This is a genomic window from Pseudomonas sp. WS 5027 (assembly GCF_012985695.1).
Lineage (GTDB): Bacteria > Pseudomonadota > Gammaproteobacteria > Pseudomonadales > Pseudomonadaceae > Aquipseudomonas > Aquipseudomonas hygromyciniae.
Genome location: NZ_JAAQWU010000001.1, coordinates 530,136 through 553,353 on the forward strand (window position 1 = coordinate 530,136; position 23,218 = coordinate 553,353).

Below are 23,218 nucleotides of genomic sequence, written 5' to 3' on the forward strand. Positions count from 1 at the left end.
GCTGAACTGCACGAGTTATGTGAGTCGGAGGTTTTTTCGTATGACCACTTCTTTGCAACCTGCTTATGCTCTGGTCCCAGGTGCGAACCTGGAAGCCTATGTGCACACGGTCAACAGCATTCCTTTGCTGACGCCCGAGCAGGAGCGTGAACTGGCCGAGAGTCTCTACTATGAGCAGGATTTGGGGGCGGCTCGGCAGATGGTGCTCGCCCACCTGCGTTTTGTCGTACATATCGCCCGTAGCTATAGCGGCTACGGCCTGGCACAGGCTGACCTGATCCAGGAAGGCAACGTCGGCCTGATGAAGGCTGTAAAACGCTTCAACCCGGAAATGGGTGTGCGTCTGGTGTCGTTCGCCGTGCACTGGATCAAGGCGGAAATCCACGAGTTCATCCTGCGCAATTGGCGCATTGTGAAAGTGGCGACCACCAAGGCCCAGCGCAAACTGTTCTTCAACCTGCGCAGCCAGAAGAAACGCCTGGCGTGGCTCAACAACGAGGAAGTCCACCGTGTGGCCGAAAGCCTCGGTGTGGAGCCTCGGGAAGTGCGCGAGATGGAAAGTCGCCTGACCGGCCATGACATGGCCTTCGACCCGGCCGCCGAAGCGGACGACGATAGCGCCTTCCAATCGCCGACCAACTACCTGGAAGACCACCGGTACGACCCGGCGCGTCAACTGGAAGATGCCGATTGGAGCGACAACTCCAACCACAACCTGCACGAAGCACTGGAAGTGCTGGACGACCGCAGCCGTGACATCCTCTACCAGCGCTGGCTGGCAGAAGAAAAAGCCACGCTGCACGACCTGGCGCAAAAGTACAACGTGTCGGCCGAGCGGATTCGTCAGCTTGAGAAGAGCGCGATGAACAAGCTAAAACTGTCGATCGCCGCCTAACACGCAGCGAACGGCCAAAAAAATGCCCCGATCGAAAGATCGGGGCATTTTTGTTTGTGTCGCGTCCTGTATCAGTTGGACCACGGCGCCTTTCGCGTAGTGTTCAGCTCATTCAAGTAACCCGTGCCACCCAACTGCCCCATCTGCTGACGAATCCAAGCCGCCCGCCGCGCCACATACGCGGTTGGGTGGCTGGCACTCCACACCCGCGGATTGGGCAGCACCGCGGCCAGATAGCTGGCCTGCTGCCGCGAAAGCCCTTTGGCACTCACTGCGAAGTGATGCCGCGCCGCCGCCTCTGCGCCAAACACCCCTTCATCCCACTCCACGCTGTTCAAGTACACCTCAAGGATCCGCTGCTTGGGCCAGAGGATCTCGATCAATCCGGTAAACCAGGCTTCCAGGCCCTTGCGCAGATAACTGCGGCCGGCCCACAGGAACAGGTTCTTCGACACCTGCTGGCTCAACGTGCTGGCGCCACGCAGCGAGCCGCCGCGCTCGTTATGTAGCAGGGCGGCCTGGATCGCGCCAAAGTCAAAACCCCAATGCTGCGGGAAACGCTGGTCTTCGCCGGCCATGACCGCCAATTTCAGGTCGTCGGAGATCTCATCCCACGGCACCCAGGTGCGTTGCAGGTCAATAGGCTCGCTGTCGATCCAGGATTCGATCTTGCGCTCGACCATCAGCGCGGTGAACGGTGGCGGGACGACACGAAACAGCAGCACCAGCAAAACGCTGGCGATGACAAACCATTTCACGACTTTGAGAAAACGACTGAAGAGGACACGCAGCATAGAGATGGCTTGGCCGAACCCGTTGAGCGGGCCATTATACAGACCCGGCCCTTTGAGTCTGACTGGAGTTCCTCATGCTGCGTGGCTTTCTGATGTTGGCTGCCTTTTTCGGTTTTACCGGTGTGGCCCTGGGTGCGTTCGCGGCCCACGGTCTGAAAAAAACCTTGAGTGCTGAATACCTGGCGATTTTCCATACCGGCGTTACCTACCAGTTGGTGCATGCCCTGGTGTTGTTTGGCGTGGCCCTGCTGGCCGCGCATGTTCCCGGGCGCCTGGTGATGTGGGCGGGGGTGTCGTTCAGCATCGGTATCCTGTTGTTCTCCGGCAGCCTGTATCTGCTGACCACCGTCGGCATCGGCAAACTGGGGATCATCACGCCGTTTGGCGGCCTGGCATTCCTGATTGGCTGGCTGTGCCTGGGGCTCGCCGCCTGGCGCCTGCAACTGACCGCCTGACGCTTGTAGCTGACCTTCAGGTCACGATCAGGCTAGAATGCTGGCCCCTAAAAACGATGGCGGCCCGTGGCATGCGCATTCAATTGAACGGCGAATCCTATGAACTGCCCGACGGTGAAACCGTCGCGGCCCTGCTGACCCGTCTGGAACTGACCGGACGTCGCGTCGCAGTGGAGCTGAACCAGGATATCGTCCCGCGTAGCCAGCACACCGAAACCGCCCTCACTGAAGGCGACCAGGTTGAAGTGGTCCACGCCATCGGCGGCGGCTAGCCCTGGGGCAACTACCCGAATTCTGCAGAACCTCACCCCAACTCGAGGATTTCCCATGAGCATCGTTCGTAGCGACAAGCCCTTCGTCCTGGCCGGTCGTACCTACCAGTCGCGTTTGTTGGTAGGCACCGGCAAATACCGCGACATGGAAGAAACCCGCCTGGCTATCGAAGCCTCTGGCGCCGAAATCGTGACGGTGGCCGTGCGCCGCACCAACATCGGCCAGAACCCGGGCGAACCGAACCTGCTGGATATCCTGCCGCCGGACCGCTACACCATCCTGCCCAACACCGCCGGTTGCTACGACGCCATCGAAGCCGTGCGCACTTGCCGCCTGGCCCGTGAGTTGCTCGACGGCCACAACCTGGTGAAGCTGGAAGTGCTGGCGGACCAGAAAACCCTGTTCCCCAACGTGATCGAAACCCTCAAGGCCGCCGAAACTTTGGTCAAGGAAGGTTTCGACGTGATGGTCTACACCAGCGATGACCCGATCATCGCCCGCCAACTGGCCGAAATCGGCTGCATCGCAGTCATGCCGCTGGCCGGCCTGATCGGCACTGGCCTGGGGATCTGCAACCCGTACAACCTGCAGATTATTCTCGAAGAAGCCAAGATCCCAGTGCTGGTGGATGCCGGCGTCGGCACCGCGTCCGATGCCACTATCGCCATGGAGTTGGGCTGCGAGGCGGTGCTGATGAACTCGGCCATCGCCAACGCGCAACAGCCGATCATGATGGCCGAAGCCATGAAACACGCGATTGTCGCCGGCCGCCTGGCGTATCTCGCCGGGCGTATGCCGAAAAAACTTTACGCCAGCGCCTCCTCGCCGCTGGATGGTCTGATCAAGTAAGAGCCATTGATGACTGAATCAAACGAAACGCCGAACCCCGTGGAAGAAGGCGACGAGTCCAAGCACCGCCGCATCAAAAGCTTTGTGATGCGTGCCGGGCGCATGACCGAAGGCCAGCAAAAGGGCCTGGACCAGGGCACGCCGTTGTTCGTCCTGCCCCTGGCTGATGCGCCGGTGGACTTCGACCAGGTGTTTGGCCGTTCAGCCCCGCGCTCCCTGGAAATCGGCTTCGGCATGGGCCATTCCCTGTTGGAAATGGCCGCTGCGTCGCCCGAGCAAGATTTTATCGGCGTGGAAGTCCACCGTCCGGGCGTGGGTGCATTGCTCAACGGCGTGCTGACCCAGGGCCTGAAAAACCTGCGGGTATATGACTGCGACGCGATCGAAGTGCTCAACCGCTGCATCGCCGACAACAGCCTCGACCGCCTGATGCTGTTTTTCCCGGATCCATGGCACAAGAGCCGCCACCACAAGCGCCGCATCGTCCAGGCCTCCTTCGCGGAACTGGTACGCAGCAAGCTGAAAGTGGGCGGCATCCTGCACATGGCCACCGATTGGGAACCGTACGCGGAGTACATGCTGGAAGTGATGAACGTCGCCCCTGGCTACCGCAACCTGGCCGAAGATGGTCAATGCGTGCCACGCCCGGCCGAGCGCCCGATCACCAAGTTCGAACGCCGTGGCGAGCGATTGGGGCATGGGGTTTGGGATTTGAAGTTCGAAAAGCTGGCTTGACCAGCTAGAAGACTGAAATGCGATCAACTGTAGGAGCGAGCTTGCTCGCGAAAAACGGACAGGCGACGCGGGCTACCTGATAGCTCTGCGTTATCGTTAACGTTCTTCGCGAGCAAGCTCGCTCCTACAGTTTTGTGGTGTTGGGCTTTTGGTCAGCGGCGGTCGGCAACCACGCCAATCAACACCAGCACCACCAACAGCACCGGCGCCAGGCTGTAGTTATTGAACTGGCTCAAGCCCCGTACAATCCACGGTGTGGCGTAGATCAGCGCGGCACCACTGCCGATCATGCACAGCAGGGCCATCAACGGTACGCGCAAGGCGCCGGCGATATTGCCCAGGCGCGCTTCGACCCAGCCCTTGATATCGGCGCCAAACAGCACCAATAGGCAGCCTACCAGTGCCAGGGAGATTTCCGACAGGTTGCTACGGCTCCAGCGGGATACGGTGGCGAGCAGGTCTAGTACCAGATCCATTCGATTTCCTTAGAGCGATCAGCTCAAAAACTTCTGCAGCAGGTCATTGAGAAAGAGTTGCCCACGGTCCGTGGCCGCCAGGCGTGACGGTTCGACCTGCAATAAGCCACTTTGTTCTGCCTCGCGACGGGCCTCATCCAGGCTGGCCAGGTCCAGGCCAGTGCGTTCGGCATAAAGCCTGGCTTCAACACCGTCAGTCAGGCGCAGGGCATTCATCAAGAACTCGAAAGGCAGCTCTTCATTGGTCAGCTCTTTCATTCCGGCCTGGAAGTTTTTTGCCGGGTTGAGGTAGTCCTTCGGTGCACGGGTTTTCCAGGTGCGCACAATGCGCCCGTCTGGATGGCTGAGCTTGCCGTGGGCGCCGGCGCCGATGCCGATAAAGTCGCCAAAGCTCCAGTAATTGAGGTTATGTCGTGCAGGTCGGCCCGGTTGGGCGTAGGCCGAGACTTCATACTGGGCGTAACCGTGCTCGGCGAGCAGGGCTTGGCCGGCTTCCTGGATATCCCACAGGGTGTCGTCTTCCGGCAGCACCGGCGGCTGGTTCCAGAACACCGTGTTGGGTTCCAGGGTCAGTTGGTACCACGACAGGTGGGTCGGCTTGAGGGCGATGGCCTGGCGCAGGTCGCTCAAGGCATCGTCCAGGGACTGATCGGGCAAGCCGTGCATCAGGTCCAGGTTGAAGTTATCGAACCCGGCCTGGCGCGCCATGCCGGCGGCGCGTACGGCTTCGTCGCCGTTGTGGATGCGGCCCAGGGCCTCGAGCTTTTCCTGCTGGAAGCTCTGGATGCCGATGGACAGGCGATTGATCCCCAGCTTGCGGTAGGCGACGAACTTCTCTTGCTCGAAGGTGCCGGGGTTGGCTTCCAGGGTGATCTCGATGTCGCGGGCAAACGGGATGCGTTGCTCCACGCCTTCCAACAGTCGGCCCAGCGCCGCAGCACTGAACAGGCTGGGTGTGCCGCCGCCAAAGAAGATCGAACTCAACTGGCGGCCATACACCGCGTGCAGATCCTGATCCAGGTCCGCCAGCAACGCATCGACATACTCTTGTTCCGGCAGCACCTTGCTGGCGGTGTGGGAGTTGAAGTCGCAATAGGGGCATTTGCGCACGCACCACGGGATGTGGATGTACAGCGCCAGGGGCGGCAGCACGGGCAGGGCCGCCCGAGGTGTTTGCGCGCCACCGTGAATCAGCGGCAGCGCCGGGGTGTCGTGGGTCATTTCAAGCCCAGACGCTGGCGCAGCAAATCCATTGCGCGGGCGCGGTGGCTGATCTGGTTCTTATCGGCGGGGCTCAGTTCGGCGCTGGAGAAATTGCGCTCCGGTACCCAGAACAGCGGGTCATAGCCAAACCCGTGCTCGCCACTGGCCGCATGCAGGATGCGCCCGTGCCACAGGCCTTCGCAGAGGATCGGCAGCGGATCATCGGCATGCCGCACCAGGGCCAGCACGCAGACAAACTGCGCGCCGCGCATCGCGTCCGGCACGTCCTTGAGGGCGTCAAGCAGCTTGGCGTTGTTGGCCGCGTCGCCTTTGCCGTCGGCATAGCGCGCCGAGTAGATGCCCGGCGCGCCGCCGAGGTAGTCCACGGCCAGGCCTGAATCGTCGGCCAATGCCGGCAGGCCGGAAATGCGCGCGGCATTGCGGGCCTTGAGGATGGCGTTTTCGACGAACGACAGGCCGGTTTCTTCAGGTTCCACCTGGCTGAACTCGCCGATCGAGCGCAAGTGCACCGATTCGCCGAGCATGGCTTGCAGTTCCTTGAGTTTGCCGGCGTTATGGCTGGCCAGTACGAGTTGTGTCAGGTTCATTATTCGGCCGGGAACAGTTCTTGGGTGAAACTGAAACCGTGGGCCTTGCCGCCGGTTTCAACATTGATGGTAAAGGTGCGGTGTTCCTGCTGCGGCACCGTATAGGTGGCGAGGTAGTAGATCGCGCCTTTTTCGATGATTTGCTTGAAGTTCAGCCTTTCAATCTTGCCGGTCAAATCCTTGATCGTGCCGGTCACTTGCGCCGCCACGGGCTCCACGCCCTTGATCACCGATACATTGATCAAACCCTTGTTCTTGTCGCGCACCACGCCGATGGCCTGAGCTGTTTCGGGCTGCAGGAAGGTGGAGGTGAAGGTGTTGTAGTGCACCGTAATATCGCCAAATTCTTTCAGGCGTTTGCTGTCGATAGCATCGGCGGCCATGGCGTTGGCACCCAGGCACGCGGTGAGTAGAAAAATAGCCAGGCGACTCATGATCGTCCTCCTCGAAAATGGTTAGACGGCAATCTGATGATCGGTCAGGCCAGGACTGCTGACCCGATAAATCCCGATTTCACCTAAAAGATTAGGCCATAGCTTACTTGCCCAGCCGTGGCGATGCTGTTGATCGACGGCAAGCCGGTTGATCACCTTGGCTTCACGTTCGCCACACAGCGCTTCGAAGTCCTCGAAGGTGCAGAAGTGAATGTTAGGTGTGTTGTACCAGGTGTACGGCAGGAAATCCGAAACCGGCATCCGGCCCTTGGTGGCCAGGTACCAGCGGCAGCGCCAGTGGCCGAAATTGGGGAAGGTGATGATGCATTGGCGGCCGACGCGCAACATCTCGTCGAGAATCCGATCCGGGTAGTGCACGGCCTGCAGGGCCTGGGTCATCACCACGATATCGAAGCTGTTGCTGGCAAAGTTGCCCAGGCCCTTGTCCAGGTCCTGCTCGATCACGTTGATGCCCTTGGCCACGCACTGGGCGATGTTGTCCGGGTCGTTTTCCAGGCCGTAGCCGGTGACTTGCTTGTTGTCGCGCAGCCAGCTCAGCAGTTCGCCATCGCCGCAACCCAGGTCGAGCACGCGGCTGCCGGCGGGGATCCAGTCTTGGATGATTTCCAGGTCGGCTCTCATGGCTTTCTCACAATGTAATGCGGTTCATGTAGTTGCTGAACGCCTGCAGGTAGCGCGGGATCGGGATCAGGAAGGCGTCGTGGCCTTGGGGGGCATCGATCTCCAGGTAGCACACGTCTTTGCGGGCGGCCATCAGCGCATCCACCAGTTCCCGCGAACGGGCCGGCGAGAAGCGCCAGTCAGTGGTAAACGACATCACGCAGAACTTGGCGCTGGCCCCCTCGAAGGTCTTCGCCAGGTCGTCATCAAAGTTTGCCGCCGGGTCGAAGTAGTCCAGTGCCTTGGTCATCAGCAAGTAGGTGTTGGCGTCAAAACGCCCGGAGAACTCCTCGCCCTGGTAACGCAGGTAGCTTTCAACCTGGAATTCGACGCTGTGGAAGTCGTAGTTGAGCTTCTCGCTCTTGAGCCCACGGCCGAATTTCTCGCCCATGGAGTCATCGGACAGATAGGTGATATGCCCGACCATCCGCGCCAGCATCAAGCCGCGCTTGGGAATCACCCCGGCTTCCTGGAACGAGCCACCGTGGAACTCGGGGTCGGTGAGGATTGCCTGGCGCGCCACTTCGTTGAAGGCGATGTTCTGCGCCGATAACTTGGGGGCCGAGGCGATGGCCAGGCAATGGCGCACGCGATCCGGGTAGGTGATGGTCCATTGCAGGGCCTGCATGCCGCCCAGGCTGCCACCGATCACGGCGGCCCATTGCTGGATGCCCAGCAGGTCGGCCAGGCGCGCCTGGCTGTGCACCCAGTCTTCCACGGTCAGTACCGGGAAGTCGGCACCGAACGGCTTGCCGGTTTCCGGGTTGAGGCTGCTGGGGCCGGTGGACCCATTGCAACCGCCGAGGTTGTTCAGGCTGACCACGAAGAACTTGTTGGTGTCGATGGGCTTGCCGGGGCCGATGCAACTGTCCCACCAGCCGGGCTTGCGCTCGTCGGCGCTGTGGTAGCCGGCGGCGTGGTGATGGCCAGACAGGGCGTGGCAGATCAGCACAGCATTGCTGGCCGTGGCGTTCAACTGACCGTAGGTTTCATAGATCAGGTCATAGGCCGGCAGCGATCGACCGCAGGCCAGGGCCAGGGGTTCGCTGAAATGCGCCACTTGGGGCACGACCAGTCCAACAGAATCGGGGGGGAAGGCAGCTGGCATCGACCCTGCTCTCGTTTAAATGAGGCGTAAGTCTAAAGAGCGGGGGGGCTAGCGGCAAGCAAAGGCCTGCATGGATTCACTTCAAGACACAGTTACAAAAAAGTGGGAGCTGGCAAGCCAGCTCCCACAGATATCTATACCAGGTGCGGGCCGGTCAGATCAGCAGGCGCAGGATGTCCGGCATCATGGTCATGGCCGCCAGATTGTTGATCACCAGCATGTCCAGGAGCTTTAGCACCATGAACGCGAGGATCGGCGAGATATCCAGGCCGCCGAGGTTCGGCAGGATCTTGCGGAACGGCGCCAGGGCCGGTTCGCAGATCTGGTTGACCAGTTCGGCGCCAGGGTTATGGCTGCCCGGCGCGACCCAGGACAGGATCACGCTGATGATCAGGGCGAAGAAGAAAATCTTCAGGAACAGTGCGGTCACGCCGATCACAGCCCAGACCAGCAGTTGCAGGAAGTTGCCCATGGTGCCGTAGGTCAGCAGCAGCGTCAGGGCCATCAGCGCCAGTTGCACCAGGATCGCCAGGACCAGCGACGACATGTCCAGGCCGAACAGGCTCGGGATCACCCGGCGCAACGGCTTGAGCAGCGGCTGGGTGGCCTTCACGGCGAATTGGCAGAGCGGGTTGTAGAAGTTGGCGCGTACCAGTTGCAGGACAAAACGCAACAGCACGATCAGCAGATACAGGCTGCCGAGGGTTTGCAGCACGTAGACGGCTGCGGTGTTCAAACCAATCATATTGGCTCCTTATTGACCCAGTTGTTCGGCCAGTTCGGCCGAGCGGTGCGCGGCGGCACCCAGTGCTTTTTCGACCAGGGCTTCAAAGCCCCCAGCCTGGAACGATTCGATGGCAGCTTGTGTGGTGCCATTGGGCGAGGTCACGCGACGCCGCAACTCGGCTGCGTCCACATCGCTGGACACCACCATATGCGCAGCGCCGAGGGCGGTTTGCTGAGTCAGTTGCTCGGCGATTTCCCGTGGTAGGCCCAGCTTCACGCCAGCGGCGGTCATGGCTTCGACCAGCAGGAAGAAATACGCCGGGCCACTGCCGGACACTGCCGTGACGGCGTCCAGTTGCTGTTCTTCGTCCAGCCACAGGGCCAAGCCTACGGCCGACAACAGCTCCTGGGCCTGCTCACGCTGTGCGCTGCTGACTTGTGCAGTCGCGTACAAGCCGCTCACGCCTTGGCGCAGCAGTGAAGGCGTATTGGGCATGCAACGCACGATGGGCTGGGCGCCGAGCCAGCTGTTCATGCTGGCGCAATTGATGCCGGCAGCAATCGACACCACCAGTTGCTGCGGTGCCAGGCTTGGGCGCAGCGCTTCGCACACGGCCTTCATGGCCTGTGGCTTGACTGCCAGCACGATCACATCGACGCCCTGGATGGCCTCGGCGTTGTCGGCGAAGGTTTCGATACCGTGCTCGGCGCTCACCCGGGCGCGGGTCTCGGCACCCGGATCGCTGGCACGAATCTGCGAAGCTTCCAGGCCCTTGGCCCGCAGGCCGCCGATCAGGCTGGCCGCCATGTTACCGGCGCCGATAAAGGCTATACGCGTGCTGCTCATGACAGGTCCTTACTCAGATGGAAGTCAGCCATTTCATGGCTGGCCGTAGTCGCGGGCACCAAACAGCGCGGTACCGATCCGCACCCAGGTGGCCCCTTGGGCAATGGCCGACTCAAGGTCATGGCTCATGCCCATGGAAAGTGTGTCGAGCCCCAGGTTCAGGCTCGCTTGCAAGTCACGCACCCTCGCAAACGCCGCATCTTGCTGTGCACGGTCGTCGGTGGGCTCGGGGATCGCCATCAGGCCCCGCAGCTTCAAGCGGGGCAGGGTCTGGATCGCCTCGGCCAGTGCTGGCAAATCGGCGGGTGTACAGCCGGACTTGCTGGCTTCGCCACTGACATTGACCTGAATGCAGATATTGAGCGGCGGCAGGTCGGCCGGGCGTTGCTCGGACAGGCGTTGGGCGATTTTCAGGCGGTCCACGGAATGCACCCAAGCGAAGTTCTCGGCGATAGCGCGCGTCTTGTTCGATTGAATGGGGCCGATGAAGTGCCAACTCAAGGGCAGGTCGGTTAATTCGGCTTGTTTGCCGAGGGCTTCCTGCAAGTAGTTCTCGCCGAAGTCGCGCATCCCGGCGGCATAGGCTTCGCGCACGGCTTGCGCGGGCTTGGTCTTGCTGACCGCCAGCAAATGCACGCTGGATTCATCGCGTTGCACGGCCTGGGCCGCAGCACGGATCCGCTGACTAACCAGGCCAATATTGTCTGCTATGGTCGACATTCAAGTTGCGCCCGTGGATATGGAGTCCGCGGCATTCTACTGGAAATGGATAGCCCTATGGACATCACTGAACTGCTGACCGCAAGCGTCAGCCGCGGCGCCTCTGACCTGCATCTGTCGGCAGGGTTGGCGCCGAGGATGCGAGTCGATGGCGAGGTCGTGCCACTCGATTGGCCCTCATTGAGCGCTACGCAAGTAGCGGACTTGCTCGGCCCGATCCTGAATAAACACCAGCAAAAGGATTTCGAAACATCTCTTGAAACGGATTTTGCCTTCGAGTTGCCCGGTGTGGCGCGCTTTCGCGCCAACGTGTTCCAGCAGCATCGGGGCATGGGCGCGGTGTTTCGCGCGATTCCCTCCCGGGTGCAGAGCCTGGAATCCCTGGGGCTGGGCGATGTGTTCCGGCGCATCGCCGAACTGCCCAGGGGGCTGGTGCTGGTGACCGGGGCCACGGGCTCGGGCACGTCCACCACCCTGGCGGCGATGATCGATTACCTCAACAACAGCCATCAGCAACACATCCTGACCCTTGAGGACCCTATCGAATTTGTCCATGAGCCGTGCAAGGCGCTGATCAGCCAGCGCCAGGTGCATCGCGATACCCACAGTTTCTCCGCCGCCCTGCGTTCTGCGCTGCGCGAAGATCCGGATGTGATCCTGGTCGGCGAGTTGCGCGACCTGGAAACCATCCGCCTGGCCCTGACGGCAGCTGAAACCGGGCACCTGGTGTTTGGCACCCTGCACACCAGTTCGGCGGCAAAGACCGTGGATCGTCTGGTGGATGTGTTCCCGGCGGGGGAAAAGGCCATGGTCCGCTCGATGCTCTCGGAGTCGCTGCAGGCGGTGGTGTCCCAGGTGTTATTGAAGAAAGTTGGCGGCGGGCGCGTGGCGGCCCATGAAATCATGCTCGGTACACCGGCGATCCGTAACCTGATCCGCGAGGACAAGGTGGCGCAGTTGTACTCGGCGATCCAGACGGGAGGGGCGCTGGGGATGAAGACGTTGGATATGAGCTTGAAGGGGTTGGTCAGCCAGGGGCTGGTCAGCCGGGAAGAGGCGCAGCAGAAGGCGAGGGTGCCTACCGACATGTGAGGTCTTGCGGGCAATAAAAATCAAATGTGGGAGCGGGTTTGCTCGCGAATGCGGTGTGTCAGTCACCCTCTTTGGTGGCTGATCTATTGCATTCGCAAGTAAGCCCGCTCCCACATGTGTTACCGCATTTGAGCCTTGAATCAGCGTTGCACAATGCGCAGGTTGTTTTGCTCTTTAGGCAGTACGCGCTTGGCAATCACGTAGTTCTTGTTCCAGAACGGCTTTTTCAGGGTGTCGATGCTGACCGACTTGCCACGGCGCGGAGCGTGGATAAAGCGGTCGTTGCCCAAGTAGATGGCCACATGGTTGACCTGGCGGCTCTTGAGCTTGAAAAACAGCAGGTCGCCGGGCTTCAAATCCTTGCGATCAACCTTCTGCCCATGGCCACTGGCCATGGCATTGGAGGTGCGTGGCAAATCCACCGCAGCTACATCGTTGAAGGCGTATTTCACCAGGCCGCTGCAATCAAAACCTTTACTTGGGCTGCTACCGCCCCAACGATAAGGCGTACCGAGCACGTTGACGGCACGGCTGAGGACTTTGCTGCTTTGCTGGTTATTGCTCGCTACCAGGCCGGGAACTGCTTTAACGTTGGCCTTGCTCAGTTGAGCTGGGCGCTTGACCGTGAGTTTTACCGATTTGGCAGAATTGGTAGTGGCATGAACTTTAGGGGTGAAACCATTAACGTTCGGAAGTCGTTGCTCACGATTGGTGGCGTGGGCGGCCAGTGGCATCAATAGGCAAATGGTTAGCCATGTCTTTAAAAATGGTCGCATAAGGCAGGCTCTTGTTGGTTTGCGCGCAACTTTATAACAGCTTTTAGTGTCTTTCTCAGGCCGTTTGTCGACTGAACCTTGACGTCAAAATCAGGAAAACCGCGACGAACTGTCGCAATTGTCCTACACAAGTCAGGTGGCATAAGGCTTTGAGGGAAGGGACGATACCATTTGCCGTACGTCGGGTGCCTGTAAAAAAGTCACAAAGAAACCAGAAATATTTATCTATCGAGGTAAAAGAGGTCATTCATGAACACCTATCGACAGGATGTTTCGCAACAGGACACCCACAGCAAGATGATCGGTTACCTGCTCTGGATCTTCGGATTTACCGGGGCGCACCGCTTCTATTACGGCAAGCCGGTGACCGGGACGATCTGGTTCTTCACCTTTGGTTTGCTGGGTATTGGCTGGTTGATCGACCTGTTTCTGATCCCGGCAATGGACCGCGAAGCCGACCTGCGTTTTACCGCTGGGCCCATTGAATACAACGTGGCCTGGATTTTGTTGGCGTTTCTTGGGGTGTTTGGCTTGCACCGCATGTATCAGGGCAAATGGCTCACCGGCCTGTTGTACCTGGTGACCGGTGGCTTGTTCCTGATCGGGGTGCTGTATGACTTCTGGACGCTGAACACGCAGATCTCGATCCGCAATGCCGAGCGGTTGGGCGGTCGCTGATCAGCTCCAGCCTTGTGAGGATCTAATTGTGGGAGCGGGCTTGCTCGCGAAAGCGGTGTATCAGTCGACCTATTTGTTAACTGATATACCGCTTTCGTGAGCAAACCCGCTCCCACATTTGATTGTGCCCGCTTCAGTTCTGGATCAAGCCTGGTAGCTGATCCGCCCATCCACCAAGGTGTAGCGCACAGTCGCCGGCAAGCTATGGCCGATGAACGGGCAGTTTTCACCCCTGGACAACCACTGCTCGCCAGCGACGGTGGAGCTGGCCGGATCAAACAGCACCAGATCTGCCGCCGAACCTACTGCCAGCTTGCCCGCCGGCAGGCGCAGTGCTTGCGCTGGGCCTGAGCTCAGGCGTGCGAGCAATGTTGGCAGGTCCAGCAAACCATCCTCCACCAAGGTCATCGCCAACGGCAGCAGCAGTTCGACGCTGCTGATCCCAGGCTCTGTGGCGCCAAATGGTGCCAGCTTGGCATCCCGCTCGTGGGGTTGGTGATGGCTGGAGATCGCCGAAACCACCCCCGACTTCACCGCCGCTCGCAAACCATCACGGTCGGCGCGGGTGCGCAGGGGCGGTTGCACGTGGTACAGGCTGGAGAAGTCGATCAGCGCCTCATCCGTCAGGATCAACTGATACAGCGCTACATCGGCGGTCACCGGCAAGCCACGGGCCTGGGCCTGGGCAATCAAGGCCACGCCACGGGCGCTGGTCAGTTGGCTGAAGTGGGCGCGTACGCCGCTTTGTTCCACCAACAGCAGGTCACGGGCCAAGGCTACGGTTTCTGCGGTTTCCGGGATGCCCGCAAGGCCGAGGAAGCTGGCGGTGGGGCCTTCGTGAGCCAGGCCGCCTTCGGCCAGGTCGTGGTCCTGGGAGTGGAAGATCACGGTCAGATCGAAAGTGGCGGCGTATTCCAGTGCCCGGCACAGGGTGCGGGTGCTGCGAAAACTCTCCAGGCCATTGCCGAAGGCCACGCAACCGGCGTCACGCAGGGCAATCAGCTCGGCCAGTTGCTCGCCATCCAGGCCTTTGCTCAGGGCGCCGATGGGGAATACTTTGCAATTACCGGCTTCGCGGGCGCGGTCGAGGATCAGCTCGGCCACGGCCGAGGTGTCCAGTACCGGTTTGGTTTGCGGCGGGCAGCACAGGCTGGTGACACCACCTGCAGCGGCGGCGCGGGTTTCGCTGGCGATGCTGCCTTTGCGGCTGTAGCCCGGCTCGCGCAGGGCGACGTTCAGGTCTACCAGGCCGGGCGCGGCCACCAGGCCTTTGGCGTCGATGCTCTCGACCGGGTTGAAACCATTGGGGGCGGCGCCGATGGCAATGATCTTGCCGGCTTCCAGGTGCAGATCGGTGACTTGATCCAGGCCACTGGCCGGATCGATGACTCGGGCGCCGAGAATGCTGAGCTTCACTGGGCGTTCTCCTGCTCGAATTGACGTTGGGCGGTTTGCCCGCTCATGGCCATGGACAGTACGGCCATGCGCACCGCGATGCCGTAGGTGACCTGGTTGAGAATCACCGAGTGCGGGCCGTCGGCCACCGCCGACTCAATCTCCACCCCCCGGTTGATTGGGCCAGGGTGCATGACAATGGCATCCGGCTTGGCGCCGGCCAGGCGCGCGGTAGTCAGGCCGAACAGACGGTAGAACTCGCCTTCGCTGGGCAGCAGGCCACCGGCCATGCGCTCGCGTTGCAGGCGCAGCATGATCACCACATCGACATCCTTCAGGCCTTCGGCCATGTCGGTATAGACCTTCACCCCGTATTGCTCGATGCCTACCGGCAGCAGGGTTTTCGGCGCGATCACCCGGATATCCGGGCAGCCGAGGGTTTTCAGGGCCAGCATGTTCGAGCGTGCCACCCGCGAGTGCAGGATGTCGCCGACGATGGCCACCGAGAGGTTTTCAAAGCCGCCCTTGTGTCGACGGATGGTGAGCATGTCGAGCATGCCCTGGGTCGGGTGGGCGTGACGGCCATCGCCGCCGTTGATGATCGCCACCTGCGGGCACACGTGCTCGGCGATAAAGTGCGCCGCGCCCGAGTCGCCGTGGCGGACCACGAACATGTCGGCCGCCATGGCTTCCAGGTTGCGCAGGGTGTCGAGCAGGGTTTCGCCCTTGCTCGCCGACGAGGTGGAGACGTTCAGGGTGATCACGTCGGCTGACAGGCGTTGGGCCGCCAGCTCGAAGGTGGTGCGGGTGCGCGTCGAGTTCTCGAAGAACACGTTGCAAATGGTTTTGCCGCGCAGCAGCGGGACTTTCTTCACCGCCCGGCCGCCGACTTCAAGGAACGAGTCGGCAGTGTCGAGGATTTCGGTGAGTAATTCGCGGGGCAGGCCGTCGAGGGACAGGAAGTGTTGCAGCTGGCCCTGAGCGTTGAGCTGCAGCGGGCGCTTGGCATCTAGAGGCGTCATCGCGGGGACTCTTTACAAGGCGGTTTAAAGGGCGAGGTCTTGCAGTTCGAGTTCGAGCGGCGTGGGACCGGACAATTTTACCCGCTGTTGGGCTGAAAGCGACAGGGTTGCACCCACCACATCCGGGCTGATCGGCAGTTCGCCAGCTTCGAGGTCGAGCAGGCAGACCAGGGTGATGCTGGCCGGGCGGCCGTAGTCGAACAGCTCGTTCATGGCAGCACGGATGGTGCGGCCGCTCATCAGCACATCATCAATCAGCACCAGGTGCTGGCCTTCGATTTCAAAGGGCAGCGCAGACGGGCGCACTTGCGGGTGCAGGCCGTTCTGGCTGAAGTCATCGCGGTAGAAGGACACATCCAGGGTGCCCAGGGGCGAGTCACTGCCCAGCTCTTGCAGCAACGCCTGGGCGACCCACACACCACCGGTACGGATGCCGATGAAACGCGGCTCGCTGATGGCGCGGTGTTGCAGATGGGTCGTGAGGCTCGTCGCCATCTGACGGATCAGTTCGGCGGGATTGGGCAGGCTCATGGTGGCTCCTTCAAGGGCTCGGGCAGCGTGACGCTGACAAAGTCCGGGCTCAAACGTAAGAAGACGCGGCAAGCCGCGTCAGTCAGGATTCAAATAAAGCGGTGTTTTCATCCAGCCAACCCTGCAACAGCAAGGCGGCGGCAATGGCGTCGACCGGGTTGTCGCGGTAGCTGCCTTTCTGCCCGCCACGGTCGCGACGTTCACCCTTGGCCTCAAAGGTGGTCAGGCGTTCATCGTGGGTATAGAAGGGCAGGTTGTAGCGACCGTTGAGGCGGCGGGCGAATTTTTCGGCGCGCAGGCACATGTCGCTGGGGGTGCCGTCCATGTTCAACGGCAGGCCGACCACCACCGCGTCCGGCTTCCACTCCTTGATCAGGGCTTCGACCTGATTCCAGTCCGGTATGCCGTTTTGCGCCTTCAAGGTACACAGCTCGCGGGCCTGGCCGGTGATGACCTGGCCCACGGCAACACCGATCTGCTTGGTGCCGTAGTCAAATCCGAGGATCAGTCGCAAGGCCATCAGGCGTGCCCCGCCTGGCTGGTCAGCAGGTTGAGGTTGATCCCCAGTTGCTTTGCAGCGGCATTCAGTCGCAGCTCGCTGGCGGTATTGAACAGAATCTCGGCATCGAAGGGGCAGGTCAGCCAGGCATTGTTGGCCAGCTCTTCTTCCAGTTGCCCGGCTTCCCACCCCGCGTAACCCAGGGTGATCAGGCTCTGCTGCGGGCCGACGCCATCGGCGATGGCAAACAGCACGTCCTGGGAGGTGGACAGCGACACGCCATCCAGGTCGACGGTTGCCTGGAACGTCGGGCCGCTGGGGTGCAGCACAAAGCCCCGGTCAGTCTGCACCGGGCCACCGAAATAGATCGGCACCGCCTGGCAACTGGCAGGTGGATCGATCTCCGGGCGCAGTTGCTCAAGGATATCGGCCAGGTTCAGGTCCTGCGGGCGGTTGACCACCAGCCCCATGGCGCCATTGGCCGTGTGCTCGACGATATAGGTCAAGGTGTGCGCAAAGTTCGGGTCGGCCATGTGGGGCATGGCGATCAGGAATTGGTGCTTGAGGTAAGTCGGGCTGACATTTTTCATGTCCGCTAGTGTGGCGTTGGAGGGGCGAACTGACAAGCTGGGGATGTGTAGGAAATCGGTTGGCGGGTTTGCTTGGGCTGTAGGAGCGAGCTTGCTCGCGAAGATCGTCAACGATAACGCGGGCAGTCAGAATGCATGCGGCGGCCTCAGGTTCTTCGCGAGCAAGCTCGCTCCTACAGCGTTGGGCTGATCAGTTGCTGGAAAGCCGGTCGCCCTTGGCAAACCGCCAGGTGCGGATGATTTCCAGGCGGTCGATATCGTTCAGGTCGCCGGTGAACGGGGCGAACGGCGCGGCCAGGCGCACGATGCGTTGTGCCGCCTGGTCCAGCAATGGCTGGCCGGACGACTCCAGCACCAGCACTTCATATAAGGAGCCGTCGCGATTGATCGACACCAGCAAGCGCAAGTTGCCGTAGATCTGCTGGCGACGAGCCTCATCCGGGTAGTTCAGGTTGCCGATGCGCTCGACTTTCTTGCGCCATTCGTCTTTATACCAGGCGCCTTTGTCGCGCATGGTCGAGGCGGCGTTGAGCCGGTAGATGCGCGGGCGCTTGGCATACAGCTGCTGTTCGTTAGCCAGTTCGGCCTCCAGGCTGGAGATTTCGCTGGAAAGTTGCGAGCTGTCGAATGTGGGGGCGGGTTTGCTTGGCGCAGGTTCGGTCTTCACGGCTTCGCGCTGGGTCACGGCCTTCTGGGGTTTTGGCGCAATGGTGGCGACGGCGGCCTTGGGCGCGGCCTGCTTGACCTCGGGCTTGGCCACCGGAGGCGGCGTGACCTTGTTGATCTTGTTGTCCTGGAAGGGCGCCACTTCGGTGGTCTTGGGCACTGCCTTTTTATCCAGGGTGCCGCTGCCCTGCTGATTGTCCTGGGCCAGGAAGTCAGCCTTTTCGGGCTTCTTCTCACTTTTGAAGGTGGCGAGGGTGATTTCCAGGGTCTTGCTGATTTGCTGGGGTTCGACGAACGTGAAGCCCAGGCCGAGGATCAGCGCCAAATGAATCAGCGCTGCCAGAAATAGGGTGAATCCGAGCCGATCAGCCGGGCGTACGCCGCTGTGGCTGATTTCGGGGGGCAGGTCGGACGGAAGCGTCATAACAGGAAAACCAACATCGCGCGTTTCACAGGTGGGGCATGATAGCGCAATGTTGGCTGACCTCCGGCTGTTCTATGTCACTTGGCTTGTAGCTTGTCGGCAATGGCTGCCATGAGCATTTCGCCGATGTTGGTGCCGAACGCGTTGTCTATTTCGCGAATACAGGTCGGGCTGGTGACGTTGATTTCCGTCAGGTGCTCACCAATTACGTCAAGTCCTACGAACAGCAGGCCTTTCTCCCGCAGGGTCGGGCCAACCTGGGCGGCGATCCAGCGGTCTTTGTCGCTCAGCGGACGGGCTTCGCCACGACCACCCGCCGCGAGGTTGCCACGGGTCTCGCCGGCTGCCGGGATACGTGCCAGGCAGTAATCCACCGGCTCGCCATCGATCATCAGGATGCGCTTGTCGCCGTCCTTGATCGCCGGCAGGTAGGCCTGGCCCATGATCTGCTGGGTGCCCAGGGCGGTCAGGGTCTCGAGGATCACCGACAGGTTCGGATCGCCTGCGCGGTGGCGGAAGATCGAGGTGCCGCCCATGCCGTCCAGCGGCTTGAGGATCACATCGCCGTGCTTGGCGGCAAACTCACGCAGCACATCGGCGCGGCGGCTGACCACGGTGGGCGGCGTGCACTGGGGGAACAGCGTGGCGAACAACTTCTCGTTGCAGTCGCGCAGGCTCTGGGGCTTGTTGACGATCAGCACGCCCGCACGTTCGGCCTGCTCCAGCAGGTAGGTGGAGTAGACGAACTCCATGTCGAACGGCGGATCCTTGCGCATCAGGATCACGTCCAGGTCGCTCAGGGGGCTGTCGATCTCGTCTTGCAGTTCGAACCACTTTTCAGGGTTGGCAAACACCTGCAGAGGGCGCATCCGCGCCCGCGCCTCGCCGTCGCCCTGGTAAAGGTCGCGCTGTTCCATATAGAACAGGGTCCAGCCGCGGGCCTGGGCGGCCAGCAGCATGGCCAGCGAGCTATCCTTTTTATAGGAGATGCTGGCGATAGGGTCCATGACAATGCCGACGCGAACGCTCATGGGGGATTTCCTCTAGCAAATAAGGGCGCATAAAAGTGGCGTCAGAGTGGCGCTGCGGCTGTTGTGGGTCAAGGAAAAACCACCTTGCCGGTCGGCCGATAGATTGCCTCCCCAGTCTGTGCTAAAAAGGCTGCCATGGCGTGTCGGCCCTTGCACGGCAAGGGTTTTGGCGCTCGTCCCAGGCAGTAGCCGGCAGTACACACCGAAAACCGATTCGCTGTGGCGATGGTAGAGCAGATATGGAACAGCATTCCAACGCCTTGAAAGTGATGGTGATCGACGATTCGAAAACGATTCGCCGCACCGCTGAAACGCTGTTGAAGAACGTAGGGTGCGAAGTCATCACGGCCATCGACGGTTTTGATGCCCTGGCCAGAATCGTTGACCATCACCCGCACATCATCTTTGTCGACATCATGATGCCGCGCCTGGATGGCTATCAGACCTGCGCTCTGGTCAAGAACAACCCGGCGTTCAAGGCCATCCCGGTGATCATGCTGTCGTCCAGGGATGGCCTGTTCGACAAGGCCAAGGGGCGCATCGTCGGCGTCGATCAATTTTTGACCAAGCCTTTCAGCAAGGAAGAACTGCTGAGTGCGATCAAGGCCTATGTGCCGGGTTTCGCTGCAGTAGAACAAGCACATTGACCCAGCCCCCAGGGCTTGCGTCAACCAATGTAGTGGGGAAAACCATGGCACGCGTTCTGATCGTCGACGATTCGCCGACTGAAATGTACAAACTGACCGGCATGCTGGAAAAGCACGGGCACCAGGTCCTCAAGGCCGAAAATGGTGCCGATGGCGTGGCCCTGGCCCGCCAGGAAAAGCCCGACGCCGTCTTGATGGATATCGTCATGCCCGGCCTCAATGGCTTCCAGGCCACGCGCCAGTTGTCCAAGGAGCCGGAAACCAACGGTATCCCGATCATCATCGTCACCACCAAGGACCAGGACACCGACAAGATCTGGGGCGCACGCCAGGGCGCCAAGGAGTACCTGATCAAGCCGGTGGAAGAACACAAACTGATTGAGGTCCTGAACAAGGTGCTCAAACTCTGACGGCACGCTCCCATGACCGAGTCGCAAACCGCCTTTGAGCTGCTGCTGGACATCGACCGCCGCTGCCGCCTGCTGGCCGCTGATCTGCCGTCCCAGGAAACCCGCTCGCACAGCTGGAGCGGCATCGGCTTTCGCCTGGGCGGGCATTGGTATGTGGCGCCCATGGGCGAAGTCGCCGAAGTGCTGCATGAGCCGCGCTGTACCCTGATGCCCGGGGTCAAGCCTTGGGTTCGGGGCGTGGCCAACCTGCGCGGGCGCTTGCTGCCGGTGATCAACCTGTGCGGGTTCTTCGGCTATGAGCTGTCGGCCGCACGCAAGCAGCGCCGGGTGCTGGTGATTGAACACGAAGACACCTTTGTCGGCCTGCTGGTGGATGAAGTGGTCGGCCTGCAGCATTTTGCCCAGGACCTGCTGCGCCCGGTATCCGCCAGTGTGCCCGCCGCCAGCGCTGCGTTTATCCAAGGCCAGTTCAGCGGCGACCCGCTGTGGCAGGTCTTCAGCCCTTTCGCCCTGGCCCAGGCCCCGGGCTTTCTGGATGTTGCCGCATGAGCACCGCCACGCCCGTCAAACCGCAGGAAGCCTCCCGTAGCCGTTCGCAGATCATCGTGCTGTTTATTGCGCTGATCATTTTCATCATGCTGCTGTTCGCCAACTTCGCGTACCTCAACACCCAGTCCACCTATGACAAGCAGTACATCGGCCATGCCGGCGAACTGCGGGTGCTGTCCCAGCGCATTGCCAAGAACGCCACCGAGGCTGCGGCCGGCAAGGCCGCCGCGTTCAAGCTGTTGAGCGAGGCGCGCAATGATTTTGCCCAGCGCTGGGGCTACCTGAAAAAAGGCGACCCGGCCACCGGCCTGCCCGCTGCGCCAAGCGCCGTGCGTGGCGAAATGCGCGCCGTGCAGCATGACTGGGAAGCCTTGCTGAAGAACACCGACGTGATCCTGGCCAGCGAGCAGACGGTGCTGTCCCTGCATCAAGTGGCGGCGACCCTGGCCGAAACCGTGCCGCAATTGCAGCTGGAATCGGAAAAGGTAGTCGAGATCCTGCTGCAGCGCGGCGCGCCCGCCAGCCAGGTGGCCGTGGCCCAGCGCCAATCGCTGTTGGCCGAGCGCATCCTGGGGGCGGTCAACACGGTGCTGGCGGGGGATGACACGGCGGTCAAGGCCGCCGACGCCTTTGGCCGCGATGCCAACCGCTTTGGCCAGGTCCTGGCCGGTATGCTCCAGGGCAGCGCTGGCCTGAAGATCAGCGAGGTGCAAGACCCGGACGCCCGTGCGCGCCTGGCGGAGATTGCCGAGCTGTTCGAGTTTGTCTCCGGCTCCGTGGATGAAATCCTCGAAACCTCGCCGCAACTGTTCCAGGTGCGCGCTTCGGCGAGCAATATCTTCAGCCTCTCGCAGACCCTGCTCGATGAAGCCTCGCACCTGGCCATAGGCTTTGAAAACCTGGCCGGCGGGCGCACCCTCGACACCATCGGCGGCTATGTTCTGGGCTTGCTGGCGCTGGCGTCGATCATCCTGATCGGCCTGGTGATGGTGCGCGAAACCAATCGCCAGTTGCGCGAAACCGCCGAGAAAAACGAACGCAACCAGAACGCGATCATGCGCCTGCTGGACGAAATCGAAGACCTGGCCGACGGCGACCTTACCGTGACCGCGTCGGTGACCGAAGACTTTACCGGCACCATCGCCGATTCCATCAACTATTCGGTGGACCAGTTACGCGACCTGGTGGCGACCATCAACCTCACCGCCGGTGAAGTGGCCGGCGCCGTGCAGGAAACCCAGGCCACCGCCATGCACCTGGCCCAGGCCTCGGAACACCAGGCCCAGCAGATCGCCGAAGCCTCGACGGCGATCAACCAGATGGCCCAATCCATCGACCAGGTGTCGGCCAACGCTGCCGAGTCCTCGGCCGTGGCTGAGCGTTCGGTGGAGATCGCCAACAAAGGCAATGAGGTGGTGCACAACACCATCCACGGCATGGACAACATTCGCGAACAGATCCAGGACACCGCCAAGCGCATCAAACGCCTGGGCGAGTCGTCCCAGGAGATTGGCGATATCGTCAGCCTGATCGACGACATTGCTGAGCAGACCAACATCCTCGCCCTCAACGCCGCGATCCAGGCGAGCATGGCTGGCGATGCCGGGCGCGGCTTTGCAGTGGTGGCCGATGAAGTGCAACGCCTGGCCGAACGCTCTTCGGCCGCCACCCGGCAGATCGAGAACCTGGTGCGGGCGATCCAGACCGATACCAACGAAGCCGTGATCTCCATGGAACAGACCACCACCGAAGTGGTGCGTGGCGCGCGGCTGGCCCAGGACGCCGGAGTGGCCCTGGAAGAAATCGAAGGGGTGTCCAAGACCCTGGCCGCGCTGATCCAGAGCATCTCCAACGCCGCGCAGCAGCAAACCTCGTCGGCGGGGCAGATCTCCCTGACCATGAACGTGATCCAGCAGATCACCAGCCAGACCTCATCGGGCTCCACGGCCACCGCCGAGAGCATCGGCAACCTGGCCAAAATGGCCAGCCAGTTGCGCCGTTCGGTATCGGGCTTCACCTTGCCGCCCGTGCGCAAGCCCAATGAATGAAATGCCCCCTCAAAACCACCGCAATCTAAATGTGGGAGCGGGCTTGCTCGCGAAAG

At 61.3% G+C, this 23,218-nt stretch carries 29 protein-coding genes; 11 read left to right on the top strand and 18 right to left on the bottom strand.

The genetic code is table 11. The features are described from left to right. Nucleotides 1-40: 40 nt before the first annotated feature. A complete protein-coding gene (gene rpoH / locus HBO09_RS02440) occupies nucleotides 41-895 on the top strand; it encodes an RNA polymerase sigma factor RpoH (protein ID WP_169991395.1) in 855 nt (284 codons plus the stop codon). Between the two features lie 71 nt (nucleotides 896-966). Here rpoH and mtgA read toward each other — a convergent pair whose 3' ends face one another. Further along, a complete protein-coding gene (mtgA, locus tag HBO09_RS02445; RefSeq protein WP_169991397.1) occupies nucleotides 967-1,689 on the bottom strand; it encodes a monofunctional biosynthetic peptidoglycan transglycosylase in 723 nt (240 codons plus the stop codon). Between the two features lie 74 nt (nucleotides 1,690-1,763). Here mtgA and HBO09_RS02450 point away from each other — a divergent pair, with 74 nt between their 5' ends. The 4 genes from HBO09_RS02450 (at nucleotide 1,764) to trmB (ending at nucleotide 4,001) form a co-directional block, all read left to right on the top strand. Then, on the top strand, nucleotides 1,764-2,144 hold the full coding sequence (locus tag HBO09_RS02450; RefSeq protein ID WP_169991399.1) for a DUF423 domain-containing protein: 381 nt from the start codon (nucleotides 1,764-1,766) through the stop codon (nucleotides 2,142-2,144). A gap of 71 nt (nucleotides 2,145-2,215) precedes the next feature. Beyond that, nucleotides 2,216-2,416 (top strand): sulfur carrier protein ThiS, encoded by a 201-nt coding sequence (gene thiS / locus HBO09_RS02455; protein WP_162947777.1) that lies wholly within the window; start codon nucleotides 2,216-2,218, stop codon nucleotides 2,414-2,416. Between the two features lie 55 nt (nucleotides 2,417-2,471). Next, on the top strand, nucleotides 2,472-3,266 hold the full coding sequence (locus HBO09_RS02460) for a thiazole synthase (RefSeq protein ID WP_017845016.1): 795 nt from the start codon (nucleotides 2,472-2,474) through the stop codon (nucleotides 3,264-3,266). Nucleotides 3,267-3,275: 9 nt separating this feature from the next. After that, nucleotides 3,276-4,001, top strand: coding sequence for a tRNA (guanosine(46)-N7)-methyltransferase TrmB (gene trmB, locus HBO09_RS02465; protein WP_029300750.1), 726 nt, complete (start codon nucleotides 3,276-3,278; stop codon nucleotides 3,999-4,001). A 152-nt stretch (nucleotides 4,002-4,153) separates the two neighbouring features. Here trmB and HBO09_RS02470 read toward each other — a convergent pair whose 3' ends face one another. The 9 genes from HBO09_RS02470 to HBO09_RS02510 all read right to left on the bottom strand — a co-directional run bounded on the left by HBO09_RS02470 (nucleotide 4,154) and on the right by HBO09_RS02510 (nucleotide 10,804). Continuing rightward, a complete protein-coding gene (locus HBO09_RS02470) occupies nucleotides 4,154-4,477 on the bottom strand; it encodes a DUF3392 domain-containing protein (RefSeq protein WP_029300493.1) in 324 nt (107 codons plus the stop codon). An 18-nt stretch (nucleotides 4,478-4,495) separates the two neighbouring features. After that, complete coding sequence (hemW, locus tag HBO09_RS02475) at nucleotides 4,496-5,698, bottom strand: radical SAM family heme chaperone HemW (RefSeq protein WP_262381160.1); 1,203 nt, start codon at nucleotides 5,696-5,698, stop codon at nucleotides 4,496-4,498. Next, nucleotides 5,695-6,291: an RdgB/HAM1 family non-canonical purine NTP pyrophosphatase gene (rdgB, locus tag HBO09_RS02480; RefSeq protein ID WP_169991613.1), complete on the bottom strand. Its 597-nt coding sequence runs from the start codon at nucleotides 6,289-6,291 to the stop codon at nucleotides 5,695-5,697. Before rdgB ends, hemW begins: the two co-directional genes overlap by 4 nt. Beyond that, the gene (locus tag HBO09_RS02485; RefSeq protein ID WP_169991401.1) at nucleotides 6,288-6,722 is read right to left on the bottom strand and encodes a DUF4426 domain-containing protein; all 435 of its coding nucleotides are present in this window, start codon (nucleotides 6,720-6,722) and stop codon (nucleotides 6,288-6,290) included. The genes rdgB and HBO09_RS02485 overlap by 4 nt, the downstream gene beginning before the upstream one ends. A gap of 21 nt (nucleotides 6,723-6,743) precedes the next feature. Continuing rightward, nucleotides 6,744-7,364: a methionine biosynthesis protein MetW gene (metW, locus tag HBO09_RS02490; RefSeq protein WP_003213768.1), complete on the bottom strand. Its 621-nt coding sequence runs from the start codon at nucleotides 7,362-7,364 to the stop codon at nucleotides 6,744-6,746. A 7-nt stretch (nucleotides 7,365-7,371) separates the two neighbouring features. Further along, nucleotides 7,372-8,511, bottom strand: a complete 1,140-nt coding sequence (locus tag HBO09_RS02495) for a homoserine O-acetyltransferase (RefSeq protein ID WP_169991403.1) — start codon at nucleotides 8,509-8,511, stop codon at nucleotides 7,372-7,374. A 154-nt stretch (nucleotides 8,512-8,665) separates the two neighbouring features. Then, on the bottom strand, nucleotides 8,666-9,256 hold the full coding sequence (locus HBO09_RS02500; RefSeq protein WP_038444147.1) for a YggT family protein: 591 nt from the start codon (nucleotides 9,254-9,256) through the stop codon (nucleotides 8,666-8,668). A gap of 9 nt (nucleotides 9,257-9,265) precedes the next feature. Beyond that, entirely contained in the window at nucleotides 9,266-10,084 is an 819-nt protein-coding gene (gene proC / locus HBO09_RS02505; protein ID WP_169991405.1) for a pyrroline-5-carboxylate reductase, read from the bottom strand. Nucleotides 10,085-10,117: 33 nt separating this feature from the next. Further along, nucleotides 10,118-10,804 (bottom strand): YggS family pyridoxal phosphate-dependent enzyme, encoded by a 687-nt coding sequence (locus HBO09_RS02510; protein WP_169991407.1) that lies wholly within the window; start codon nucleotides 10,802-10,804, stop codon nucleotides 10,118-10,120. A gap of 57 nt (nucleotides 10,805-10,861) precedes the next feature. Here HBO09_RS02510 and HBO09_RS02515 point away from each other — a divergent pair, with 57 nt between their 5' ends. Further along, nucleotides 10,862-11,896: a type IV pilus twitching motility protein PilT gene (locus HBO09_RS02515; protein WP_169991409.1), complete on the top strand. Its 1,035-nt coding sequence runs from the start codon at nucleotides 10,862-10,864 to the stop codon at nucleotides 11,894-11,896. A gap of 140 nt (nucleotides 11,897-12,036) precedes the next feature. On the opposite strand, the gene HBO09_RS02520 is transcribed toward HBO09_RS02515, so the two are convergent. Then, a complete protein-coding gene (locus tag HBO09_RS02520) occupies nucleotides 12,037-12,672 on the bottom strand; it encodes a C40 family peptidase (protein ID WP_169991411.1) in 636 nt (211 codons plus the stop codon). Nucleotides 12,673-12,921: 249 nt separating this feature from the next. Here HBO09_RS02520 and HBO09_RS02525 point away from each other — a divergent pair, with 249 nt between their 5' ends. Further along, complete coding sequence (locus HBO09_RS02525) at nucleotides 12,922-13,350, top strand: TM2 domain-containing protein (protein ID WP_169991413.1); 429 nt, start codon at nucleotides 12,922-12,924, stop codon at nucleotides 13,348-13,350. 144 nt (nucleotides 13,351-13,494) lie between these two features. On the opposite strand, the gene HBO09_RS02530 is transcribed toward HBO09_RS02525, so the two are convergent. The 7 genes from HBO09_RS02530 to gshB form a co-directional block, all read right to left on the bottom strand. Next, nucleotides 13,495-14,766 carry a dihydroorotase gene (locus tag HBO09_RS02530; RefSeq protein WP_169991415.1) on the bottom strand — a complete coding sequence of 424 codons (1,272 nt, stop codon included), beginning with the start codon at nucleotides 14,764-14,766 and terminating at the stop codon, nucleotides 13,495-13,497. Further along, nucleotides 14,763-15,767: an aspartate carbamoyltransferase catalytic subunit gene (locus HBO09_RS02535; RefSeq protein ID WP_038444135.1), complete on the bottom strand. Its 1,005-nt coding sequence runs from the start codon at nucleotides 15,765-15,767 to the stop codon at nucleotides 14,763-14,765. The genes HBO09_RS02530 and HBO09_RS02535 overlap by 4 nt, the downstream gene beginning before the upstream one ends. A 24-nt stretch (nucleotides 15,768-15,791) precedes the next feature. Then, the gene (pyrR, locus tag HBO09_RS02540) at nucleotides 15,792-16,298 is read right to left on the bottom strand and encodes a bifunctional pyr operon transcriptional regulator/uracil phosphoribosyltransferase PyrR (RefSeq protein WP_029300467.1); all 507 of its coding nucleotides are present in this window, start codon (nucleotides 16,296-16,298) and stop codon (nucleotides 15,792-15,794) included. An 82-nt stretch (nucleotides 16,299-16,380) separates the two neighbouring features. Beyond that, nucleotides 16,381-16,818: a Holliday junction resolvase RuvX gene (gene ruvX / locus HBO09_RS02545; protein WP_005792259.1), complete on the bottom strand. Its 438-nt coding sequence runs from the start codon at nucleotides 16,816-16,818 to the stop codon at nucleotides 16,381-16,383. Next, nucleotides 16,818-17,387 carry a YqgE/AlgH family protein gene (locus tag HBO09_RS02550; protein WP_169991417.1) on the bottom strand — a complete coding sequence of 190 codons (570 nt, stop codon included), beginning with the start codon at nucleotides 17,385-17,387 and terminating at the stop codon, nucleotides 16,818-16,820. The genes ruvX and HBO09_RS02550 overlap by 1 nt, the downstream gene beginning before the upstream one ends. 190 nt (nucleotides 17,388-17,577) lie before the next feature. Next, nucleotides 17,578-18,477, bottom strand: coding sequence for an energy transducer TonB (locus HBO09_RS02555; RefSeq protein ID WP_169991419.1), 900 nt, complete (start codon nucleotides 18,475-18,477; stop codon nucleotides 17,578-17,580). Nucleotides 18,478-18,554: 77 nt separating this feature from the next. Further along, a complete protein-coding gene (gshB, locus tag HBO09_RS02560) occupies nucleotides 18,555-19,508 on the bottom strand; it encodes a glutathione synthase (protein ID WP_029300457.1) in 954 nt (317 codons plus the stop codon). 239 nt (nucleotides 19,509-19,747) lie between these two features. On the opposite strand from gshB, the gene pilG reads away from it, so the two are divergent. From pilG to HBO09_RS02580, 4 genes are read left to right on the top strand one after another with little or no spacing between them, the layout of a single operon-like run. Continuing rightward, the gene (pilG, locus tag HBO09_RS02565) at nucleotides 19,748-20,155 is read left to right on the top strand and encodes a twitching motility response regulator PilG (protein WP_032858786.1); all 408 of its coding nucleotides are present in this window, start codon (nucleotides 19,748-19,750) and stop codon (nucleotides 20,153-20,155) included. Between the two features lie 44 nt (nucleotides 20,156-20,199). Then, a complete protein-coding gene (pilH, locus tag HBO09_RS02570; RefSeq protein WP_169991421.1) occupies nucleotides 20,200-20,565 on the top strand; it encodes a twitching motility response regulator PilH in 366 nt (121 codons plus the stop codon). A gap of 12 nt (nucleotides 20,566-20,577) precedes the next feature. Continuing rightward, nucleotides 20,578-21,114: a chemotaxis protein CheW gene (locus tag HBO09_RS02575; protein WP_169991423.1), complete on the top strand. Its 537-nt coding sequence runs from the start codon at nucleotides 20,578-20,580 to the stop codon at nucleotides 21,112-21,114. Continuing rightward, entirely contained in the window at nucleotides 21,111-23,162 is a 2,052-nt protein-coding gene (locus HBO09_RS02580; protein WP_169991426.1) for a methyl-accepting chemotaxis protein, read from the top strand. The genes HBO09_RS02575 and HBO09_RS02580 overlap by 4 nt, the downstream gene beginning before the upstream one ends. Nucleotides 23,163-23,218: the final 56 nt, after the last annotated feature.